This is a genomic window from Streptomyces sp. AHA2 (genome assembly GCF_036857595.1).
Lineage (GTDB): Bacteria > Actinomycetota > Actinomycetes > Streptomycetales > Streptomycetaceae > Streptomyces.
The window spans coordinates 85,537-107,859 of record NZ_JAUQWJ010000007.1 but is presented as its reverse complement, the minus strand read 5'-3'; the positions used below and the strand labels follow the sequence as shown (position 1 = coordinate 107,859).

Below are 22,323 nucleotides of genomic sequence, written 5' to 3'. Positions count from 1 at the left end.
GAACTTCCACCGTGACCACCACGACCGACCTGGTGTCGTACGAGGACGCACTCGCGTCGTACGACCCCGTCATGGGCCTCGAGGTCCATGTCGAACTCGGCACCAAGACCAAGATGTTCTGCGGCTGCTCGACCGCGCTCGGCCAGGAGGCCAACACGCAGACCTGCCCGGTCTGCCTCGGCCTGCCCGGCGCGCTCCCGGTCGTCAACGCGACCGGCGTCGAGTCCGCCATCAAGATCGGCCTCGCGCTGAACTGCGAGATCGCCGAGTGGTGCCGCTTCGCCCGGAAGAACTACTTCTATCCGGACATGCCGAAGAACTTCCAGACCTCCCAGTACGACGAGCCGATCGCCTTCGACGGCTACCTCGACGTGCAGCTGGAGGACGGGGAGACCTTCCGCGTGGAGATCGAGCGCGCCCACATGGAGGAGGACACCGGCAAGTCGACCCACGTCGGCGGTGCCACCGGCCGCATCCACGGCGCCTCGCACTCCCTGCTGGACTACAACCGCGCCGGAATCCCGCTCATCGAGATCGTCACCAAGCCGATCGAGGGCGCCGGCGAGCGGGCCCCCGAGGTGGCGCGGGCCTACGTCCGCGAGCTGCGCGAGGTCATCCGGGCACTCGGCGTCTCCGAGGCCCGGATGGAGATGGGCCAGATGCGCTGCGACGTGAACCTGTCGCTGCGCCCGCACGGCACCGAGAAGTTCGGCACGCGTTCGGAGACCAAGAACGTCAACTCGCTGCGGTCCGTGGAGCGCGCGGCGCGCTTCGAGATCCAGCGGCACGCGGCCGTGCTGTCCTCCGGCGGCACGATCGTGCAGGAGACGCGGCACTTCCACGAGGACACCGGGTCGACGACCTCGGGCCGCGTGAAGGAGGAGGCCGAGGACTACCGGTACTTCCCGGAGCCCGACCTCGTCCCCGTGGCGCCCTCGCGAGAGTGGGTCGAGGAGATCCGCGCCGGTCTGCCCGAGCTGCCGCTGGTCCGCCGCAACCGGCTCCGCGAGGAGTGGGGCGTCAGCGGCACCGACATGCAGGCGATCCTCAACGCCGGTGCGCTGGAGCCGATCGTCGCCACCATCGAGGCCGGGGCCGACGCGGCGTCCGCCCGCAAGTGGTGGATGGGCGAGCTGGCCCGCAGCGCCAACGAGTCGGGCAAGGCGCTCGACGAGCTGGCGATCACACCGCAGCAGGTGGCCCGGGTCACCGAGCTCGTCGCGAAGGGCGACCTGAACGACAAGCTGGCCCGGCAGGTCATCGAGGGCGTCCTCGCGGGCGAGGGCACCCCCGACGAGGTCGTCGACAAGCGCGGTCTGAAGGTCGTCTCCGACGAGGGTGCGCTGACGGCGGCCGTCGACGAGGCGATCGCCGGCAACCCGGGCGTCGCGGACAAGATCCGCGGTGGCAAGGTCGCCGCGGCCGGCGCCCTGGTCGGCGCGGTCATGAAGGCGACCCGTGGCCAGGCCGACGCGGCCCGCGTCAAGGAGCTGATCCTGGAGAAGCTCGGCGTCGGCGAGGGCTGAGCCCGCAGCGGACATGACGGAGGGGGGATGCGCCGGACTTGGCGCATCCCCCCTCCTCGCCGTCTACGGACGGCGGCCCACGACGCGGACGAAGCCCAGCGTGCGGCCCTGGTCCAGGCGCAGCATCTCGGCCGACCGGCCCGCCATCTCGACGTGCCGGGTGTCGGTGTGCTCGCCGGCGACGACCTCGCTCCACCGCAGCCAGTCGCGCCAGCCGTCCTGAAGCAAGTCCGCGGCCTCGACCTCAACGGCGCCGCTGCGGGTCCAGTGGCGGCGCCACCAGGCGGCCGTGTGGAAGCACCAGAACGCGGGCTCCCAATAGGGCCGGAGGTGCTCCGGCGGCTCCACGCCGTCGATCTCCTCGCGCAGCGCCGGCACCACGACGCCGATCCGCCCGCCGGGCCTGAGCAGCGGCGTCAGGGTGGGCAGGTAGAGGTCGTCGGTGCCGAAGTACTGGTAGGCGTCGACGGAGACGATCGCGTCGAAGGTGTTCTCGCCGAACGGCAGGTCGTGCGCCTGGGCCAGCACGGGCACGACGCGGTCGGCGACACCCGCCTCGGCGATGCGCGCGGCGTTGTCGCCGGGTTTGACCCACAGGTCGGCCGCCGTGACCTGGAGGTCGTACTCCCTGGCCAGGAAGACCGACGTCATGGCCCGCCCGCAGCCCAGGTCGAGCACGCGCGAGCCGGGGCTCAGCGTGTCGAGCCCCAGGGCCGGGGCCAGCCACTCCAGCAGCCACAGCGCGTGCGGGCCCATCTGGTTGTCGATGCTCCAGCGGGCGTCGTAGCCGTTGCTGCGCGGATACCCGGGATGCCCCACCCGGTCAGCGAGGGGGACGTCCGGGGCGCGGGACGTGTGGTCGTTCATCGGTGGACGGGCTCCTTGAGTCCTCGAGGAAGAAGAAGGGGTGTGCGTCGGAGCTCGGCCGGACCGTCAAACAATGCACCTGCTTCGGCGGGGGCGGCGGGGGCCGCCGCGGGTCCATCCCGGACGCGCGGACGGTAACAGCCGCTCCACCGGCCCCGCATCCGGTTTTCGCCGGCCGGCGCGCTACCGTTCCGGCCATGAGTGGACGCGCTGAATCCGACGCCGGTCCGGAGGTGGCGGCCCCGGAGACGGCCGGGGAGCAGGACGAGGCCGACGACCTTCCGCAGGACACCGCGGACCGTCCGCAGGACGGCGAAGACCCCCTGGAGGACGCCCGCCGCGCCCGCTGGACGGCGGCCGGTGCCGGCGCCGCCCTGACGCTGGCCGGCCTGGCCGCCGCAGTGCTCCGCCTCGCCCACTCGGTGCCCGCGCTGGTCCCGGCCGCCTACGCCGGCGGAGCCGCGGTCTGCGCCGCGGCCGCCGTGCTCGGCTCCCGGGGACGGACCCGGCGGGCCCTGTGGCTGCTGATAGCCGGAGTGATGGTCATGGCGCTGGGCGACCAGTTCGACTGACCGTGGCCATTGTGAACAAGGCCACGAAAGCGGCAAACGATCTCTTTCGCCTGTAAGAGTGGCTTTGCATCGCTCATGCGTTCTTTGCGGGCTGTTCAGTTCCCCGACGGCTGATCCCGGTCAAAGATCCACCCAAGGCAACTCCGGGAGCACGTTCGTGGCAGCCCTCGCACGCTGGTGCGTCCAGCGCCGTCTGGTCACCGTCCTGCTGTGGCTCCTCGCCTTGGCGGGCGTGGCCACCGGCGCCGCCGCCGTGGGCACGGCGTACTCCACCGACTACGAGGTTCCCGGCACCGAGTCCGGCCGCGCCGCCCAGCTGCTGCACGAGGGCTTCCCGCAGCTCGGCGGCGACAGCGGCACCGTCGTCTGGCACACGGCCTCCGGCAGCGTGCGCGGCGCCGACGTCGAGCAGACCATGACCCGCACCCTGGACCGCATCGAGGACCTGCCCGGCGTCGCCTCGGTCGCCGGCCCCTACGGGCCGGGCACCGGCCGCATCAGCGACGACGGCCGGACCGCGTACGCCACGGTCACCTTCGACGACCGGGCCGAGGACATCGGCAGGAACGAGGCCCGGGCGGTCGTCGACACCGCCAAGGCGGCCGAGGGCGACGGACTGCAGGTGGAGCTCGGCGGCAGCGCGGTGGCGCTCACCCAGTCCTCCGGCGGCCACCTCGCAGAGATCGCCGGTGTGGTCGTCGCCGCCGTCGTGCTGTTCCTCGCCTTCGGCTCGCTCGCCGCCTCCCTGCTGCCCATCGCCACCGCCCTGGTCGGCGTCGGCACCGCCTACGCCGGGATCGTGCTGCTCGGGCACGCCATGACCGTCGCCGACTTCGCGCCCATGCTCGGCCTGCTCATCGGGCTCGGCGTCGGTATCGACTACGCGCTGTTCATCGTCACCAGACACCGGCGCGGGCTGAAACGCGGACTGTCCGTCCCCGAGGCCGCCGCCAACGCCGTCGCGACCACCGGGCGCGCGGTCGTGTTCGCGGGCGCCACCGTCTGCATCGCCCTGCTGGGCATGCTGATCCTCCGGCTGAGCTTCCTCAACGGCGTCGCCATAGCGGCGAGCCTGACGGTGATCCTCACCGTCGTGGCGTCCGTGACGCTGCTGCCCGCCCTGCTGTCCCTGATCGGCATGCGCGCCCTCAGCCGCCGTGAGCGCCGCCGGCTGGCCGAGCACGGGCCCGAGCCCGAACTGCCCACCGGCTTCGCGGCCCGCTGGTCGGCGTTCGTCGAGCGCCACCCCAAGCTGCTCGGCGTGGTCGCGCTGGCCGTCATGGCCGTCCTCGCACTGCCCACCTTCTCCCTGCACCTGGGCACCTCCGACCAGGGCAACGACCCCCGGACCACCACCACCCGCCAGGCATACGACCTCATCGCCGACGGCTTCGGCCCCGGCGTGAACGGCCCGCTCACCCTCGTCACCGAGGTCGACGGCGCCGCCGACAAGCTCGCCCTGGACAACCTCGACGCCACCCTGCGCGCCACCGAGGGCGTCTCCACGGTCACCCCGGTGACCTTCGACACCGGCGGCCACACGGCGTACCTCACCGTCGTCCCGGAGTCCTCCCCGCAGTCGCAGCGGACCAGCGACCTCGTCGACCGGCTGCGCGAGGACGTGCTGCCGCGCGCCGAGTCGGGCACCTCGCTCGACGTGCAGGTCGGCGGCATGACGGCCGGCTACGACGACTTCGCCGAGGTCATCGTCTCCAAGCTGCCCGTCTTCGTCGGGGCCGTGATCGGCCTGGGCTGTCTGCTGCTCCTGCTGGCCTTCCGGTCGGTCGGCATCCCGCTGAAGGCCGCCGTGATGAACGTCGCCGCCGTCGCCTCCGCCTTCGGCGTGGTCGTCGCGATCTTCCAGTGGGGCTGGGGGAGCGAACTGCTCGGCCTCGGCAGTGCCGGGCCCATCGAGCCCTTCCTGCCCGTGATCATGGTGTCGGTGCTCTTCGGCCTCTCCATGGACTACCAGGTCTTCCTGGTCAGCCGCATGTACGAGGAGTGGCTGGAGACCGGCGACAACCGGCGGGCCGTGCGCGTCGGCCTCGCCGAGACCAGCCGGGTCATCAACTCGGCGGCGGTCATCATGATCTCCGTCTTCCTGGCCTTCGTGCTCAGCGGCGACCGCGTGATCGCCATGTTCGGCATCGCCCTGGCCGCGGCGGTCGCCCTGGACGCCTTCGTCCTGCGCACCCTGCTGGTCCCCGCCCTGATGCACCTGCTCGGCGGCGCGAACTGGTGGCTGCCGGGCTGGCTCGACCGGCGCATGCCGCGCATCAGCATCGAGCCGCCCGAGACGCGTGCCTGCCATGAGAGGCTGGCCGCCGCGACGGACGCCGAAGTGGCGGACGTCCTGGCGGAGGAGGAGCGGCAGCGGGATGTACGCGATATCCCTGGGTGACGACGCGGAGCTGAGGCCCCTGGAGCCCTGGCACGCCACCGAGTTCCTGGCGCACCTGGAGCGCGGACGGGACTTCATCGGCCAGTACATCCCGTTCGGCACGACCGAGACCGACCTCGCCTCGGCCCGGGCGAAGCTCCAGCGGTACGCCGACATGCGCGCCGCCGACACGGGCTCCCTGCACGGGCTGTGGCTGGAGGGCACGCTCGTGGGCGGGGTGCTGTTCCTCAACTTCGACGCGGCGAGCGGGAACTGCGAGGTCGGCTGCTGGCTGGAGCCCGCCGCCACCGGCCGCGGCCTGGTCACGCGCGCGATGCGGGTGCTGATCGACTGGGCGGTCGAGGAGCGCGGCATCCACCGCGTCGAGTGGGTCGCCGCCTCGGGCAACCGGCCCAGCCTGAACGTGGCGCGACGACTCGGCATGAGCCGCGACGGGGTGCGGCGCGAGGCGCACCCCTATCGTGGCGTACGGCACGATCTCGAAGTCTGGTCGCTGCTGGCGCCCGAGTGGCGCGCCGCACGCGCGCGTACCGCTCACGACGCTCGTTAAGAGACTTCTCAGACAGCGACCCTACGGTGCGAGACATGGCAACGAACGCAGTGGACGAGACCGAGGCCGCCGAGGCCACGACCGAGGAGAAGGCGGTGAAGACCACCGAGTCCGACGAGGTGACCGCAACCGGGGCGGAAGAGGACGAGGCCCGGGAAGAGGCCGGGGAAGCGGCGAGCGAGCAGGAGCGCCCGTCCGGCGTCGGCCAGGGCGCGGCGGCCGTGGTCTCCGCCGCGCTGGGCGTCGTGTCGCTCACCGGCAGCTGGGTCGGCACCGTGGCGGCCGCGCGCCAGAACCTCATCGGTCAGCTGGAGACCGCGCAGAACGCGAGCGTGGCCAAGCAGATCCAGGCCGTCTACGGCGACGCCTGGCAGACCACCGCCCTGTGGGCCGGCCTGTTCGCGCTGACCGCGCTGGTCGTCGGCGTCGTCACGCTGGCCCGTCCCGCGTTCGGCACGCCCGGCCGCGTCCAGGCGCCCTGGATCAAGTCGGTCGCCTGGGCGGGTGTCGCGCTCGGCGTGATCGGCCTGATCCTGGCCGTGCTGAAGTACACCGACGTCCTGCTCGGACTGCCGTCGACGAGCTGAGCCGGCAGCGGATCACCGAGGGGCCTTAGACCGTCCGTGAGTGCCTTACGGACGGCCCGGGGCCCCTCAGCCGTGTCCTAAGGCGCCCGTGGTGGCAGGAGATGCGGAAGTCTCCCGATGTGGCCGCCCCGCCTGGGGGACGACAGTGGAGTCATCGCGGAGAAACACTCCGTGACCGACCACCACCGAGGACACACCATGTACGAGTACGAGCTCCAGCGACTGCGCACCGCCGACCTCATCAGCCGGGCCGACCACGAACGCCTGGTCCGCGAGGCCGACCGGGCCCGCCGCGCCGCCCGCCGCGATACGCACCGGGACACCGCGGAGCACGAGAGCCATAGCCGCCGCTTCCGCCGCCCGCGCCCCGCCCGGCCCGCGTGAACGCCGGGCCGGGACCGGCCCCGGACGGCAGGGCACGGGACGTCCAGCCGGTGACCGACCGGAAGCGCACCGCCCCCGGAACAGCCCCCGGGGGCGGTGCGCTCGTCCGCGCCCGCCCGGTCACCGGCCCGGCGGCCGCCCCCCGTACCCCGTCGGCCACCGGGTCGATCGCCCCCGCCGGTCCGCACACCCCCCGGTCCGTGGCCGGATCGGTCGTTCCCGGCACCCCGTCGGCCACCGGGTCGATCGCCCCCGTCGGTGCGCATACCCCCCGGTCCGTCGCCGGATCGGTCGTCCCCGGCACCTCACCGGCCGCCGGGTCGATCGCCGGCGCCGGTCCGCATACCCCCTGGTCCGTCGCCGGATCGGTCGTCCCCGGCACCCCGTCGGCCGCCGGGTCGATCGCCGGCGCCGGTCCGCATACCCCCCGGTCCGTCGCCGGATCGATCGTCCCCGGCACCCCGTCGGCCACCGGGTCGACCGCCCCCGCCGGTCCGCACACCTCCCGGTCCGTGGCCGGATCGGTCGTCCCCGGCACCTCACCGGCCGCCGGGTCGGTCGGCCCCGTCAATCCGCCGGCCACCGGGTCCGTCGTCCCGGGCACCCGGTCGGCCGCCGAGTCCGCCGTTCCGGGCATCCCGCCGGCCACCGGGTCGACCGCCCCCGCCGGTCCGCACACCCCCCGGTCCGTCGCCGGAACGGTCGTCCCCGGCACCCCGTCGGCCGCCCGGCCGGTCGTCCACGGCGTTCCGTCGGCCGCCGCTCCCCGGAAAACCGGTGCCGCGGTGCCGGAACCGCGTGCGATGCTCGGGGCCGTGGAGACCAGGTCCGTCAGCCCCGTGTTCGTCGGCCGCGCCGAGGAGTTGGGCACGCTGCACGACGCGCTCGCCCGCTGCGGCGCGGGAGAACCCCAGGCCCTGGTCCTCGGCGGCGAGGCGGGAGTCGGCAAGACCCGCCTGGTCGAGGAGTTCGCCGCCGCGGCCCGCGCCCGGGGTGCCGTGGTCGCACTCGGCGGATGCGTCGAGATCGGCGCCGACGGACTGCCCTTCGCGCCCTTCTCCACCGCCCTGCGCGCCCTGCGCCGGGAACTGCCCTCCGAACTGGCCGACGCGGCCCGGGGCCAGGAGGAGGAGCTGGCCCGGCTGCTGCCCGAACTGGGCGAGTCGGCCGCCGGGCGGCACGACGAGGACGGCATGGCCCGCCTCTTCGAGCTCACGGCCCGCCTCCTGGAACGCGTCGCGGCCGAGCACACCGTCGTCCTCGCCCTGGAGGACCTGCACTGGGCCGACGCCTCCACCCGCCACCTGCTCGCCTACCTCTTGCGCACCCTGCGCGCCGGCCGCCTCGTCGTCCTCGCCACCTACCGCTCCGACGACATCCACCGCCGTCACCCGCTGCGCCCGCTGCTCGCCGAACTCGACCGGCTGCGCACCGTCCGCCGCCTCGAACTCGGCCGCTTCACCCGCGAGGAGGTGGGCCGCCAGATCGCGGGCATCCTGGCGCACGAACCCGACCCCGACCAGGTCGACGCCATCTTCGAACGCTCCGACGGCAACGCCTTCTTCGTCGAGGAACTCGCGGTCGCCGCCCACGAGGGCTGCCGGACGGGCCTGACCGACTCCCTGCGCGACCTGCTGCTCGTGCGGGTCGAGGGGATGCCCGAGCCCGCGCAGCAGATCGCCCGGATCGTCGCCGAGGGCGGCTCCACCGTGGAGTACCGGCTGCTCGCGGCCGTCGCCCGGCTCGCCGAGGACGACCTCATCGAGGCACTGCGCGCCGCCGTCAACGCCGCCATCCTCACCCCCGCGCCCGGCGGCGACGGTTACCGCTTCCGGCACTCCCTGGTCCGCGAGGCCGTCAGCGACGACCTGCTCCCCGGTGAGCGCTCCCGCCTCAACCGCCGCTACGCCGAGGCCCTGGAGGCCGACCCGGCCCTCGTCCCCGCCGACCAGCGCGCGACCCGCCTGGCCAGCTACTGGTACCACGCCCACGACGCCGCCAAGGCCCTGCCCGCCGTCCTCGACGCCTCGGTCGAGGCCCGCCGCCGGCACGCCTACGCCGAGCAACTGCGCCTGCTGGAACGGGCCATGGAGCTGTGGGACTCCGCGCCCGAGGAGGTGCGCCGCACTCTGCGCCCCGTCGACCACACCGAGGTCTACCCGCCGTGCGGCTGCGACCCGGCCACCACGGCCCTGCGCCACCTCGACCTGCTGGCCGAGGCGGCGGTAGCGGGGCGGCTCTGCGGGGAACGCGAACGTGCCCTGAAGATCACCAAGCGGGCACTGCGCCTGCTGGAGGAGGACGACACCGCGCCCTCCGGCTCCGCCCGGCGCCCGGGCAACGGGGACCCCCAGCGCGCCGCCTGGTTCTGGATCCAGCGCTCCCGCCTGGTGCAGGGCCTGGGCCGCGGCGACGGCTGGAAGGAGATCGCCACCGCCCAGGAGCTGGTGCGCGGCCTGCCGCCGTCCGAGGTGCACGCCGAGGTGCTGGCCACCGCCGCCCACTGGTCGATGCTCCGGGAACCCGGGCCGCAGGCGCTGACGGCGGCCGAGCGGGCCGTGGAGTACGCGCGCATGGTCGGCGCCGACGACATCGCCTCCCACGCCCGGCTGACCCTCGGCGGCCTCATGGTCGACGCCGGGCAGATCGACGCCGGACTGGCCCACATGTACGACGTGCGCGAGGAGGTGGTGGCGCGCGGCCTCGCCTCGATCGTCGGGCGCAGCCATGTGAACCTGCCCTCCGTCCTCGAAGGCGTCGGCCGGTCCGAAGAAGCCGTCGGCATCCTGCGGGAGGGCCTGCGGCTCACCGGCAGGATGGGTCTGCGCGACGCCGAGGCCTGGATCCGGAGCAACCTCGCCGAGTCGCTGCTGTCCCTGGGCCGCTGGGACGAGGCCGCCGAGGCGGCCGCCGGTGCGCAGCGGCGCGGCCAGACGGCCGGGCCCCACGGATCGGCCGCCAACAGCCTGGCGTTCCTCGCCCTGGCCCGCGGCCGGGTGGCCGAAGCCGCCCGGCACCTGGCCGAGGGCCGGGCCGCCTACGGCCCGCACGATCCCATGCCCCAGCACGACCTGCCGCTCTCCTGCCTGACCATCGCCGTCGCCGTGCGGGAGGGCCGCCTGGCCGACGCCCGCGCCGTCCTCGCCCGCACCCTCGACGCGGGATTCCCGCCCGGCACCCAGCGCTACGCCTGGCCGCTGCTGCTCGAAGCGGCCGCCGCCGAGGCCGACGCCCGTTCCCTGCCCGCCGCGCGGCAGGGCCGCGACGAAGTCCTCGACGGCGTCTTCGAGGCGGTCAGACGTCTCACCACCAACGCCCCCGTCTGGCTGGCGCACGAGCAGTGGGTCCGCGCCGAGCTCCACCGCGCGCGGGGGCTGAGCGCCCCGGAGGGCTGGTCCCGGGTGGTGACCGCCTTCGAACCCCTGGGACGGCCCTACGACCTCGCCCGCGTCCGGTACCGCCTCGCCGAGTCGCTGCTCGCCGGCGGCGGGGAGGACGACCGCGCCCGCGCCACGGAACTGCTCCGCCTCGCCCACGCCGTAGCCCGCCACCTCGGTGCCCGGCCGCTCGCCGACGCCGCCGGGGCGCTCGCCCAGCGGGCCCGGCTCCCGCTGGCGCCCGCCACCGCGGCCGCCGCCGGGGACCCGGCCGGGGCGCTCGGCCTGACCAGCCGGGAGCGGGACGTGCTGCGGCTGGTGGCCGCCGGGCACACCAACCGCCGGATAGCGCAGGAGCTGTTCATCTCCCCGAAGACGGCGAGCGTCCACGTCTCCAACATCCTGGGCAAGCTCGGCGTCTCCGGGCGGGGCGAGGCGGCGGCGCTGGCGCACCGGCTGGGCCTGTTCCCGGCGGAGACGCTCCTGCCGGGTCCCTCGGGCTGAGGCATACGCTGGAGAAGAGGCCGCGGTCCGCGCGGCGCCGGGAGGCATCGTTGTTCAACGTGTTCGAGGAACTGTTCTCGCCCGGCCGCAAGCACACCCGGGACGAGCAGAACCGGCTGGAACTGACCCGGGAGGACGTCGGGGACGGCGATCCCGGGCGCGGCCCGATAGACCTGGCCTCCGGCAAGGTCGTCGTGCGCCCGCCGGACGAGCCGGGGGAGTAGCCGGGACCGGCCCGTCCGCACCCCACCCGGCGGCCGCCACGGAGCATCGGCCCTGCAGCTAGCCACCGAACCCGCGTGGCCATCGGCCCCGGCGTGGTCCTCGACCTCGGCGTGCCCCCCGACCCCGCGCGGCCCCCGGCCCCGCGTGGCCCCCGACCCCGCGCGGCCCCCGGCCTCCGCGTGGCCCGTGTGGCCATCGGCCTCGGCGTGGTCCCCGGCCTCCGCGTGGCCCCCGGCCTCCGCGTGGCCCCCGGCCCCCCTGTAGCCACCGAACCCGCATCGGCCTCGGCGTGGCCCCCGGCCCCCGAGTGGCCCGCGCGGCCATCGGCACCCGCGTGGCCATCGGCCTCGGCGTGATCACCGGCCTCGGCGTGGCCCCCGGCCTCCGCGTGGCCCGCGTGGCTGATCGGCCCCGGCGTGGTCCCCGACCTTGGCGTGGCCCCCGGCCCCGCATGGTCACCGGCCCGCGCGGCCCTCGGCCTCCGCGTGGCCCGCGTGGCTCATCGGCCCCGGCGTGGTCCCCGACCTCGGCGTGGTCCCCGACCTCGGCGTGGTCCCCGACCTCGGCGTGATCCCCGGCCTCCGCATGGTCCCCGGCCCCCGCGTGGCTACCGGACCCGCACCTCCAGGATCCTGTCGTCCCCGTCCTTCGGGCTGCCCCGGCCGTCGGTGTTGCTGGTCATGACGTACAGCCGGTCGCCGCCCGCCGCGACCACCGTGCGCAGCCGCCCGTGCTCGTCCGCCAGGAAGGGCTGCGGCTCCGCCGACGTCTTCGTGCCGTCCAGCGGGATGCGCCACAGCCGCTTGCCCCGCAGGCCCGCCATCCAGACCGAACCCTCGGCGTACGCGATGCCGCTGGGGGACGCCTCGCCCGTCGACCACTGGTCCACCGGGTCGCGGAAGCCGGAGTCGTCCGAGGTGCCCTCCGCCTCCGGCCAGCCGTAGTTCCCGCCCGGCTCGATCGCGTTCAGCTCGTCCCAGGTGTCCTGGCCGAACTCCGAGGCGAACAGCCGCTGCCGCCCGTCCCACGCGAGCCCCTGCACGTTGCGGTGGCCGTAGGAGTACACCGGCGAGTCCGGGAACGGGTTGCCCGGGGCGGGCTCGCCCTCCGGGGTGAGACGGAGGATCTTGCCGCCCAGGGAGTCCTTGTCCTGGGACAGGCCCGTGTCACCGCTCTCGCCGGTGCCGGCGTACAGCATCCCGTCCGGGCCGAACGCGATCCGGCCGCCGTTGTGGATGAACCCCTTGGGGATGCCCTTGAAGACGGTGTCGGGTGCGCCGAGCTGCTCGCCGGCGGGCTTGCGGTCGTCGTAGAGCATCCGCACGATGCGGTTGTCCGAGGCCGAGGTGAAGTACGCGTAGATCATGCGGTCCGAGGCGAAGTCGGGCGAGAGGGCGATGCCGAGGAGGCCGCCCTCGCCGGCCGCGGAGACCCCCGCCACCTCGCCCAGCTCGGTCTTCCCGCCGGTCTTCTCGTCCACGCGCACGATCGTCGCCTCGTCGCGCGAGGAGACGAGCAGGCCGCCGCCCGGGACGGGGACCAGACCCCACGGGGAGTCCAGGCCCTCGGCGACGGTGCGCAGCACCTTCACCGAACCCTTGGCGGGCGGCGCCTGCGCGGACTGCCGCGGCGGGGCGGACGTGCCCGGCCCGGTCCCGCTCGCGGAGGCGCCGGCGTCCAAGGCGGGGGATCCCGCGTCACCGGAGGAGCAGCCGGCGGTCAGCAGGAGCGTGGCGGCGGCCAGGACGGCCGGCACGGCTCGACGTCGCACGATCTCGGTCCCTTCGACGGGCGGGTCCCTCTCCCTGTCATACACCGCGCGCGGCGCGGAAGTTCCCGATCACGTGATGCGGACCCGCGCACACCGCTTTCCCCGGGGCGCTGCGGCTCAGTCCCAGGACCCCTGGGCCGGCGGGAGGCCCGCCAGCTCCTGCAGGTCACCGGTGGTCAGGCGCAGATCCGCCGCGGCCGAGTTCTCCGTGACCCACCGTTCCTGCTTGGTGCCCGGTACCGGCACGACGTGCTCGCCCTGGGCCAGCACCCAGGCCAGGGCGACCTGCGCGGGCGTGACGGCCGGGCCGTGCCGGCGGGCCACGCGGCGCAGCCCCGCCACGATCGGCTGGTTCGCCGCCATCATCTCGCCCGTGAAACGGGGGTGCCGGGCGCGCGGATCGTCCGCCTCGAACCCGGCGCCGGGCCGCAACCGGCCGGTCAGGAAGCCGTTGCCCAGCGGCATCGCGGCGAGGAAGCCGACGCCCCGGCCCCGGCACCACGGCAGCAACGTCCGCAGCGCCTCCGGCGACCACACCGACAGCTCCGCCTGCACCGCGCTCACCGGGAAGACCTGCTGCACCCGCTCCAGCTGCCGCACGGTCGCCTCGTACGGCCGGGCCTCACCCCTGCGCGAGGAACGGGCGCCGACCGCGCACAGGCCCAGCGCCCTCACCTTTCCGGCGTGGACGAGTTCGGCCATCGCGCCCCAGGTCTCCTCCACGGGCACCTCGGGGTCGGCCCGGTGCAACTGGTAGAGGTCTATGACGTCCGTCTGCAGCCGCCGCAGCGACGCGTCGCAGGCCCTTCTCACGTATCCGGGGCGGCCGTTGGCGACGATGTGCTGGTCGCCCACGAGCAGCCCGACCTTCGTCGACACGAACGCGTCCGAGCGCCGCTCCTTCAGCACCCGCCCCACCAGCAGCTCGTTGGTGAAAGGGCCGTACATGTCGGCGGTGTCCAGCAGGCAGGCGCCCAGGTCCAGCGCCCGGTGCACCGCCCTGAGCGATTCGTCGCCGCGCCGCCTTGACGCGCTGTAGGCCCAGCTCATGGGCATGCACCCGAGTCCGACGGCCCCCACCGCGAGTGCCCCCGCGCCGATCGTCCTGCGCTCCACGTGGTCGTGACCCTCCCTGTTCCGGCCACCCCAACCTAACGTCTGCCGTGGCGCGCTCCTGACATAGCCTCCGGAGCATGACTGCTGACGTGTGGCTGCCCATCCCGCCGGACGAGATCGAGGGACTCCCCGAGGGCCCGGACTACCACTTCTGGGACGGTGCGCAGGACTTCCCCGCGGACCCGGCCGACTGCGCCTTCTACGTCGTCCCCTACATGAAGCCCAGCGCGCTGTGCGTACGCCCGCTGCCCGCGATGCGCCGGGTGGAGGTGGTGCAGACGCTCTCGGCCGGGATCGACCACGTCGAGCCGGGCCTGGGGGACCTGCGTCCCGGCGTGCGGCTGTGCAACGCACGCGGGGTGCACGAGGCCAGCACCGCGGAACTCACCCTGGCGCTGATCCTGGCCTCGCTGCGCGGTGTGCCCGACTTCGTCCGCGCGCAGGACCGGGGCGAGTGGCTCGGCGGGTTCCGGCCCGCGCTCGCCGACAGCACCGTCCTCATCGTCGGCTACGGGTCGATCGGCGCCGCCATCGAGGACCGGCTCGTTCCGTTCGAGGTTGCGCGGGTGGCGCGCGTCGCGCGCTCCGCGCGCACGACGGCGCGCGGGCCGGTGCACCCGCTCACCGAACTGCCCGCGCTGCTGCCCGAAGCGGACGTCGTCATCCTGTCGACCCCGCTCACCGACAGCACCCGCGGCCTGGCCGGGGCCGACTTCCTGTCCCGCATGAAGGACGGCGCGCTGCTGGTGAACGTCGCCCGCGGACCCGTCGTCGACACCAAGGCCCTGCTCGCCGAGGTCGACGGCGGCCGGATCACCGCGGCCCTCGACGTCACCGACCCCGAGCCCCTCCCGCGCGAACACCCCCTGTGGCGTGCGCCGGGGGTACTCATCAGCCCGCACGCGGGCGGCCCCACGTCCGCGTTCCTCCCGCGCGCCCGGCGGCTCCTGGTGGACCAGTTGAGCCGTTACGTGAACCGGGAGCCGCTCCGGAACGTGATTCTCACGACGGGTGCACCAACCGACTGACCGACCTTCGGGTACCGTCCGCAACCTCGCGGCTGCGGGGGGTACTCATATATCTGTTGATCGTCACGGAGCGTAGAGAACCTATGTCCCTGAGTGACGAGACTGGTGTATCGTCCCGACAGGGGTTGCGCCGGGCACCGTTCGGCGCCGGGGACGAGCACTTCAGACTGTGAGGGGGGCGACAGGCGATGCACGGCCTATGGACGAGCGATCCGACGGGGCGGGGCGGCCGGCGGCGACCCGGGCGGACGGCCGCGGGCAGCCGCGGCCGGCGCGCCGATCACGGCGGCCACCGCACCCAGCACAGCCACCACCGCAGGACCGGCACCCGCCGACGGCAGGCCCAGCCGGTCCACCGGAATCCGCGGGACCCGGTCGCGGAGCGGACCGGGAGGGCCCGGTGAGCGCGCCCCCGACCCCCACGCTGGACGGAACGCTGCGGGCACAGCCTCCGTCCCGGACCGCGCAGCCGCCCCGCACACCGGCCCCCGGCCACCGGCCGGGCCCGGCCCTCCAGATCGTCCTCGCCCTGGCCTGCGCGGGATACGCCGTCGGCGCCGCGTTCGGCTGGGGTTCGAACCGACTGGCCCTGATCATGGGCGACTTCGGGCTGAGCGCGGCGGCCGCCACCGCCTCGATCTCGTGCTTCCTCTACGCCCGCAGCCGCCACACCCGCTTCCGGCCCGCCTGGCTGCTGTTCGGCCTCTCCTCGGCCATGGCGTCCCTGGGCAACCTGGTCTGGGGGTGGTACGAGGTGGTCCTGGGCCTGCCCGTGCCCAGTCCCAGCTACGCCGACCTGTTCTTCCTCTGCTTCGCGCCGCCCGCGATCGTCGGGTTGCTCGTGCTCGCCAAACGGCCCGTGACCAAGGCCGGCTGGGTCTGCCTCGGGCTGGACGCCTGGCTCATCGGCGGCTCGTTGCTGACCCTGGCCTGGAGCCTCGCCCTCGCCCAGGCCGCGAAATCCGAAGGGCCGGGCGTGGCGCACACCGCGCTGTCGCTGGCGTACCCGCTGCTGGACATCGCACTGGTCAGCATGGTGCTCGCACTGCACTTCCGGCGCTCGGCGGTGAACCGCTCGGCGGTCAACACCGCCATCGGCGCCCTCGCGCTGACCGTGATGTGCGACGCCCTGTTCACCTCTCCGCTGCTGCACCACGGCTACCGCTCCGGCCAGTTGCTCGACGCGGGCTGGTTCGCCGGCTCCCTGCTCCTGGCCTACGCCCCCTGGGCCGCGCCCCGCACCCCTGACGGCGACCGCCGGGGGCCGGACCGGCACGGACCGGCGGGGCACACGCGCGTGGTCCACGAGCACGTGCCCGGGCAGCGCGGCGGCGCGCACCCCGCCCCGGCCGGACCCGGCAACGAGACCGGGCGGTACGCGGTGGCCCGGCCCATCGCCGGTTCCCTCGCCGCCCTCACGCCGTACCTGGCGGCAGCCGTGTGCACCCTGGGGATCCTCTACAACGTCCTCAACGGCCGCAGCGTCGACCGCGTGGTCCTGCTCACCGGGGGCACGGTCGTGCTCGCGCTCGTCGTGCGCCAGGGCATCATGCTGCTCGACAACATCATCCTCACCCAGGAACTGGCCCAGAAGGAGAACCACTTCCGCTCCCTGGTGCAGGGCTCCAGCGACGTCATCATGATCGCCGCCCCCAGCGGTGTCCTCAGGTACGTCTCGCCCGCCGCCGCCGGGGTCTACGGCCGGCCCGCCGAGGAGCTGGTGGGCACGGAACTGGCCGGTCTCATCCACCCCGAGGACCTCGGCTGCGTCGTGCACGAGGTGCGGCGCTTCCTCGCCGCGCACCCCGTCGAGGAACCCACCACGCGCATCGAGTGCCGCTTCCGCTCGGGCGACGGCGGCTGGCTCAATGTCGAGTCGACCGTCAACCGCCACCAGGGCGGCCTGATCTTCAACAGCCGTGACGTCACCGAACGGGTGCGCCTGCAGGCCCAGTTGCAGCACAACGCCGAGCACGACCCGCTCACCGACCTGCCCAACCGCGCCCTGTTCACCAAGCGCGTCCAGCACGCGCTGTCGGGCCGCCGCGCCTCCGACCGGGGCCTGGCCCTGCGGAACACGGCGGTGCTGTTCATCGACCTCGACGGGTTCAAGGCCGTCAACGACACCATCGGGCACCAGGCCGGGGACGAACTGCTCGTCCAGGCCGCGCGCCGGCTGCAGGACTCCGTACGGCAGGGCGACACCGCCTCCCGGCTGGGCGGGGACGAGTTCGCCGCCCTGATCGTCGGGGACAACACCCGCGACCGGGGCGCCCGCGAGCGGCACATCCTGGAACTGGCCGACCGCCTCCGGACCACGCTGTCGCAGCCCTACCTCATCGACGGCAACGATGTCCGGGTCAACGCCTCCATCGGCGTCGCCTTCGCCGAGCCGGGCCTCGGCGCGGGCGAGCTGCTGCGCAACGCCGATCTGGCCATGTACCGGGCCAAGGCCGGCGGCAAGGGGCGCGTGGAGCTGTACCGGCCGCAGATGCAGCAGGACGTCGTGCGCAAGGCCGAACTGGCCACCCGCCTGCGGGCCGCCCTGCACGACGGCGAGTTCGCCCTGCTGCACCAGCCGGTGGTGTGCCTGGAGGACGGCCGGATCACGTCGGTGGCCGCGCAGGCGCGCTGGCGCTCCTCCCAGGGGGTGCTCTTCACCCCCGCGGAGTTCCTGCGCGTGGCCGAGGACGGCGGCAGAACGGCCGAACTGGGCCGCTGGATGATCGAGGAGGCGGTCGAGCAGGCCGCCGAGCGGCACGCCACGGGTACGACCGTGCCGGTCGTCGTCCGGATGAGCGCCCGGCGGCTGCTGGACACCTCGATGCCGCTCGGCTCGATCGAGGCACTGCTCACCCGGCACGGGCTGCCGTCCGGCGCGCTGATCATCGAGCTGTCCGACGTCGACCCCCGGGTCTCCATGGACGAGCTGGAGCGGCGTCTGGCGGCCCTGCGGCGGGTGGGCGTACGGATCGCGCTCGACGGCTTCGGAAGCGGTTACGCGGCGATCACGGCCCTCAGGAGGCTGCCCGTGGACGTGCTCAAGCTCGACCGTGACCTCGTCGACGGCGTGGTCGAGTCCGCGCGCCTGCACAAGATCACCAGCGGGCTGCTGCGGATCGCCGGCGACCTGGGGCTGCAGTCCGTGGCCGAGGGGGTGGACCTGCCCGAGCAGGTGGTCGCCCTGCGCGCGATGGGGTGCACGCACGGGCAGGGCATGGCCTTCTCCGGGCCGCTCGACGAGTACCGGCTGCGCCGGGCGCTCGCCGCAGGCCACTACCCGGTGCCCGACGGACCGGCCGAGCCGGCCTTCGCGGGCGGCGCCCCGCGTCTGTACAGCTCCGGCATGTCCGCCGTCATCGGGGGTGGAACGGCCCTCCGCTCACATAATGAGACTCCCGTCCCACCCACTTGACAGTGAGTGCGTGCCGGGGGGAGGGTCAGTGCCATGCGCACCCGAATTCTCGTACTTGGAAAGCGCGTCGGCTGACGCTGGGCCTCGACCGCTCAGCGACCCCACCCGGCGCGCTCCCCTCGCTTGCCTTATGGCACGAGGGGTTTTTTGTTGCACCAGCACCTGCCGTGCGGCAGAAGAGCACCGCCCGAACCTCGCAAAAACCCTCAGCATCCGAGAAGAGATTGCCGATGACCGAGCAGGCCACCGGGGCCCATCACCCGCAGCCCCGGCCCCGATCCGGAGGACAGCACTCCGCCCCCGAGCACGTCACGGGCGCGCAGTCCCTCATCCGCTCTCTCGAGGAGGTCGGCGCCGACACGGTATTCGGCATCCCCGGCGGCTGCATCCTCCCGGCGTACGACCCGCTGATGGACTCCACCAAGGTGCGCCACGTCCTGGTCCGGCACGAGCAGGGCGCCGGCCACGCGGCCGAGGGCTATGCGCAGGCCACCGGCAAGGTCGGCGTCTGCATGGCGACCTCCGGCCCTGGCGCCACCAACCTGGTCACCCCGATCGCCGACGCGCACATGGACTCGGTGCCGCTGGTCGCGATCACCGGGCAGGTGGCGTCCAAGGCGATCGGCACGGACGCCTTCCAGGAGGCGGACATCGTCGGCATCACCATGCCGATCACCAAGCACAACTTCCTCGTCACCAAGGCCGACGACATCCCGCGGGTCATCGCGCAGGCCTTCCACATCGCTTCCACCGGCCGCCCCGGCCCGGTCCTGGTCGACATCGCCAAGGACGCCCTCCAGGCGAGGACGACCTTCTCCTGGCCGCCGGTCATGGACCTGCCCGGCTACCGCCCGGTGACCAAGCCGCACGCCAAGCAGATCCGCGAGGCCGCCAAGCTCATCACCCAGGCCCGCCGGCCCGTGCTGTACGTCGGCGGCGGCGTGCTCAAGGCCAAGGCCACCGCCGAGCTCAAGGTCCTCGCCGAGCTGACCGGCGCACCCGTCACCACCACGCTGATGGCGCTCGGAGCGTTCCCCGACCAGCACCCGCAGCACCTGGGCATGCCGGGCATGCACGGCTCGGTGGCCGCGGTGACCGCCCTGCAGAAGGCCGACCTGATCGTGGCGCTCGGCGCCCGCTTCGACGACCGCGTCACCGGCAAGCTGGACAGCTTCGCCCCGTTCGCCAAGATCGTCCACGCGGACATCGACCCGGCCGAGATCGGCAAGAACCGCGCCGCCGACGTGCCGATCGTCGGTGACGCCCGCGAGGTCATCGCCGACCTGATCCAGGCCGTGCAGAAGGAGCACAGCGAGGGGCACCCGGGCGACTACGGGATGTGGTGGAACGACCTGAACCGCTGGCGCGAGACCTACCCGCTCGGCTACGACCAGCCCGGCGACGGTTCGCTCTCCCCGCAGCAGGTCATCGAGCGCATCGGGCAGCTCGCCCCGGAGGGCACGATCTTCACCGCGGGCGTCGGCCAGCACCAGATGTGGGCCGCCCACTTCATCCAGTACGACAAGCCCGGCACCTGGCTCAACTCCGGCGGCGCCGGGACCATGGGCTACGCCGTCCCGGCCGCCATGGGCGCCAAGGCCGGGGCGCCGGACAAGGCCGTCTGGGCCATCGACGGCGACGGCTGCTTCCAGATGACCAATCAGGAACTGGCCACCTGCGCCCTGAACAACATCCCGATCAAGGTCGCCGTCATCAACAACGGCGCGCTCGGGATGGTCCGCCAGTGGCAGACCCTCTTCTACAACCAGCGCTACTCCAACACCGTGCTGCACTCCGGCCCGGACGACGTCAACCCCGGGGCCCGCGGCACCCGCGTCCCCGACTTCGTCAAGCTGTCGGAGGCCATGGGCTGCTACGCCATCCGCTGCGAGGACCCGGCGGACCTGGACAAGGTCATCGAGGAGGCGAACTCCATCAACGACCGCCCGGTCGTCGTGGACTTCGTCGTCCACGAGGACGCGATGGTGTGGCCGATGGTCGCCGCAGGCACCTCCAACGACGAGATCATGGCCGCCCGGGACGTCCGCCCCGACTTCGGCGACAACGAAGACGACTGAGCGAGAGAGACGTAAAGACCATGTCCAAGCACACGCTCTCCGTCCTGGTGGAGAACACCCCCGGCATCCTGGCCCGGATCGCCGCCCTGTTCTCCCGCCGCGGCTTCAACATCGACTCGCTCGCGGTGGGTGTCACCGAGCACCCCGACATCTCCCGCATCACCATCGTCGTCGGCGTGGAGGACCTGCCGCTTGAGCAGGTCACCAAGCAGCTCAACAAGCTCGTCAACGTGCTGAAGATCGTCGAGCTGGAGCCGTCGCAGGCCGTCCAGCGCGAACTCGTCCTGGTGAAGGTGCGCGCCGACAACGAGACGCGCTCCCAGATCGTCGAGATCGTCCAGCTGTTCCGCGCCAAGACCGTCGACGTCTCCCCGGAGGCCGTCACCATCGAGGCCACCGGATCCGGCGAGAAGCTCTCCGCGATGCTCAAGATGCTGGAGCCGTACGGCATCAAGGAGCTCGTGCAGTCCGGCACGATCGCGATCGGCCGCGGTGCCCGTTCCATCACGGACCGGTCGCTGCGCGCTCTGGACCGATCGGCCTGAGCACCGAAACGGGCGGCCGGCGTGCCGCCGGCCGCCCGTATCCCGAGACCCTCACGCTTCCCTTCCGCCCCCCGTCATACGGTGGGACGCAACACCTGCACTCCCGAGGAGAGAACCCAAAGTGGCCGAGCTGTTCTACGACGCCGACGCCGACCTGTCCATCATCCAGGGCCGCAAGGTCGCGGTCATCGGGTACGGCAGCCAGGGCCACGCCCACGCGCTGTCCCTCCGTGACTCGGGTGTCGACGTCCGCGTCGGTCTGCACGAGGGCTCCACGTCCAAGGCCAAGGCCGAGGAGCAGGGCCTGCGCGTGGTGACCCCGGCCGAGGCCGCCGCCGAGGCCGACGTCATCATGATCCTCGTCCCGGACCCGATCCAGGCCCAGGTCTACGAGGAGCACATCGCCCCGAACCTGAACGACGGCGACGCCCTCTTCTTCGGCCACGGCCTGAACATCCGCTACGGCTTCATCAAGCCCCCGGCCGGCGTGGACGTCTGCATGGTCGCCCCGAAGGGCCCGGGCCACCTGGTCCGCCGCCAGTACGAGGAGGGCCGCGGCGTCCCGTGCATCGCCGCCGTCGAGCAGGACGCCACGGGCAACGGCTTCCAGCTGGCCCTGTCCTACGCCAAGGGCATCGGCGGCACCCGCGCCGGTGTCATCAAGACGACCTTCACCGAGGAGACCGAGACCGACCTGTTCGGTGAGCAGGCCGTGCTCTGCGGCGGCACCGCGGCCCTGGTCAAGGCGGGCTTCGAGACGCTGACCGAGGCCGGCTACCAGCCGGAGATCGCCTACTTCGAGTGCCTGCACGAGCTGAAGCTGATCGTGGACCTCATGTACGAGGGCGGCCTGGAGAAGATGCGCTGGTCGATCTCCGAGACGGCCGAGTGGGGCGACTACGTCACCGGCCCGCGCATCATCACCGACGCCACCAAGGCCGAGATGAAGAAGGTCCTCGCCGAGATCCAGGACGGCACCTTCGCCAAGAACTGGATGGACGAGTACCACGGCGGTCTGAAGAAGTACAACGAGTACAAGAAGCAGGACTCCGAGCACCTGCTGGAGACCACCGGCAAGGAGCTGCGCAAGCTCATGTCGTGGGTGAACGAGGAGGCGTGACCTCCGGGTCCTGTGGCGGTGGCCCCCGGCAGGGGGACACCGCCACAGGGCTTCCCCCCGGACCTGCTCCACATCGGCGCTTCTCGTCCGGGTGATCCTTCCGCAGCGGCGCAGGATGATGCCCTCGGCGCCACTAGACTGCAGCACTACATACGCGTCAGGCCCACAGCGTCGTGCGTCTTCCACGCGGCAAGCACCCCTCCACCGCCTGCGGCCGTCGGGACGGCCGTCCGCAGCACTGGACTTGTGAGGACTCA

16 protein-coding genes are annotated in these 22,323 nt (G+C 73.2%); 13 read left to right on the top strand and 3 right to left on the bottom strand.

Translation table 11 applies throughout. The features are described from left to right. Positions 1–11: 11 nt before the first annotated feature. A complete protein-coding gene (gene gatB, locus Q5694_RS16660; protein ID WP_333933825.1) occupies positions 12–1,526 on the top strand; it encodes an Asp-tRNA(Asn)/Glu-tRNA(Gln) amidotransferase subunit GatB in 1,515 nt (504 codons plus the stop codon). A gap of 63 nt (positions 1,527–1,589) precedes the next feature. Here the strand turns inward: gatB and Q5694_RS16655 are convergent, their stop codons facing one another. Beyond that, positions 1,590–2,393, bottom strand: coding sequence for an SAM-dependent methyltransferase (locus Q5694_RS16655; RefSeq protein WP_333933824.1), 804 nt, complete (start codon positions 2,391–2,393; stop codon positions 1,590–1,592). A gap of 197 nt (positions 2,394–2,590) precedes the next feature. Between Q5694_RS16655 and Q5694_RS16650 the strand changes: the two genes are divergently transcribed. The 7 genes from Q5694_RS16650 to Q5694_RS16620 all read left to right on the top strand — a co-directional run bounded on the left by Q5694_RS16650 (position 2,591) and on the right by Q5694_RS16620 (position 10,992). Beyond that, positions 2,591–2,965 carry a hypothetical protein gene (locus Q5694_RS16650; RefSeq protein WP_333933822.1) on the top strand — a complete coding sequence of 125 codons (375 nt, stop codon included), beginning with the start codon at positions 2,591–2,593 and terminating at the stop codon, positions 2,963–2,965. Positions 2,966–3,122: 157 nt separating this feature from the next. Then, positions 3,123–5,366, top strand: coding sequence for an MMPL family transporter (locus Q5694_RS16645; RefSeq protein WP_333933820.1), 2,244 nt, complete (start codon positions 3,123–3,125; stop codon positions 5,364–5,366). Then, positions 5,344–5,916: a GNAT family N-acetyltransferase gene (locus Q5694_RS16640; RefSeq protein WP_333933819.1), complete on the top strand. Its 573-nt coding sequence runs from the start codon at positions 5,344–5,346 to the stop codon at positions 5,914–5,916. The genes Q5694_RS16645 and Q5694_RS16640 overlap by 23 nt, the downstream gene beginning before the upstream one ends. Before the next feature lie 35 nt (positions 5,917–5,951). Then, positions 5,952–6,503 carry a hypothetical protein gene (locus Q5694_RS16635; protein ID WP_333933818.1) on the top strand — a complete coding sequence of 184 codons (552 nt, stop codon included), beginning with the start codon at positions 5,952–5,954 and terminating at the stop codon, positions 6,501–6,503. A 171-nt stretch (positions 6,504–6,674) separates the two neighbouring features. Continuing rightward, positions 6,675–6,887, top strand: a complete 213-nt coding sequence (locus Q5694_RS16630) for a hypothetical protein (protein ID WP_443040893.1) — start codon at positions 6,675–6,677, stop codon at positions 6,885–6,887. A gap of 803 nt (positions 6,888–7,690) precedes the next feature. Then, a complete protein-coding gene (locus Q5694_RS16625; RefSeq protein ID WP_333934081.1) occupies positions 7,691–10,768 on the top strand; it encodes a helix-turn-helix transcriptional regulator in 3,078 nt (1,025 codons plus the stop codon). Between the two features lie 50 nt (positions 10,769–10,818). After that, positions 10,819–10,992 carry a DUF6191 domain-containing protein gene (locus Q5694_RS16620; RefSeq protein ID WP_333933817.1) on the top strand — a complete coding sequence of 58 codons (174 nt, stop codon included), beginning with the start codon at positions 10,819–10,821 and terminating at the stop codon, positions 10,990–10,992. 608 nt (positions 10,993–11,600) lie between these two features. On the opposite strand, the gene Q5694_RS16615 is transcribed toward Q5694_RS16620, so the two are convergent. Then, complete coding sequence (locus Q5694_RS16615) at positions 11,601–12,764, bottom strand: PQQ-dependent sugar dehydrogenase (RefSeq protein WP_333933816.1); 1,164 nt, start codon at positions 12,762–12,764, stop codon at positions 11,601–11,603. Positions 12,765–12,881: 117 nt separating this feature from the next. Beyond that, positions 12,882–13,880 (bottom strand): aldo/keto reductase, encoded by a 999-nt coding sequence (locus Q5694_RS16610; RefSeq protein WP_333933815.1) that lies wholly within the window; start codon positions 13,878–13,880, stop codon positions 12,882–12,884. A gap of 77 nt (positions 13,881–13,957) precedes the next feature. Here Q5694_RS16610 and Q5694_RS16605 point away from each other — a divergent pair, with 77 nt between their 5' ends. The 5 genes from Q5694_RS16605 to ilvC all read left to right on the top strand — a co-directional run bounded on the left by Q5694_RS16605 (position 13,958) and on the right by ilvC (position 22,066). Further along, positions 13,958–14,908: a 2-hydroxyacid dehydrogenase gene (locus Q5694_RS16605; RefSeq protein WP_333933814.1), complete on the top strand. Its 951-nt coding sequence runs from the start codon at positions 13,958–13,960 to the stop codon at positions 14,906–14,908. 400 nt (positions 14,909–15,308) lie between these two features. Beyond that, on the top strand, positions 15,309–18,323 hold the full coding sequence (locus tag Q5694_RS16600; RefSeq protein WP_333933813.1) for a putative bifunctional diguanylate cyclase/phosphodiesterase: 3,015 nt from the start codon (positions 15,309–15,311) through the stop codon (positions 18,321–18,323). 230 nt (positions 18,324–18,553) lie between these two features. Continuing rightward, positions 18,554–20,401 carry an acetolactate synthase large subunit gene (locus Q5694_RS16595; RefSeq protein ID WP_333933812.1) on the top strand — a complete coding sequence of 616 codons (1,848 nt, stop codon included), beginning with the start codon at positions 18,554–18,556 and terminating at the stop codon, positions 20,399–20,401. A 20-nt stretch (positions 20,402–20,421) separates the two neighbouring features. After that, positions 20,422–20,946, top strand: coding sequence for an acetolactate synthase small subunit (gene ilvN, locus Q5694_RS16590; protein WP_010048631.1), 525 nt, complete (start codon positions 20,422–20,424; stop codon positions 20,944–20,946). Positions 20,947–21,067: 121 nt separating this feature from the next. Further along, a complete protein-coding gene (gene ilvC, locus Q5694_RS16585; protein ID WP_333933809.1) occupies positions 21,068–22,066 on the top strand; it encodes a ketol-acid reductoisomerase in 999 nt (332 codons plus the stop codon). Positions 22,067–22,323 lie beyond the last annotated feature (257 nt).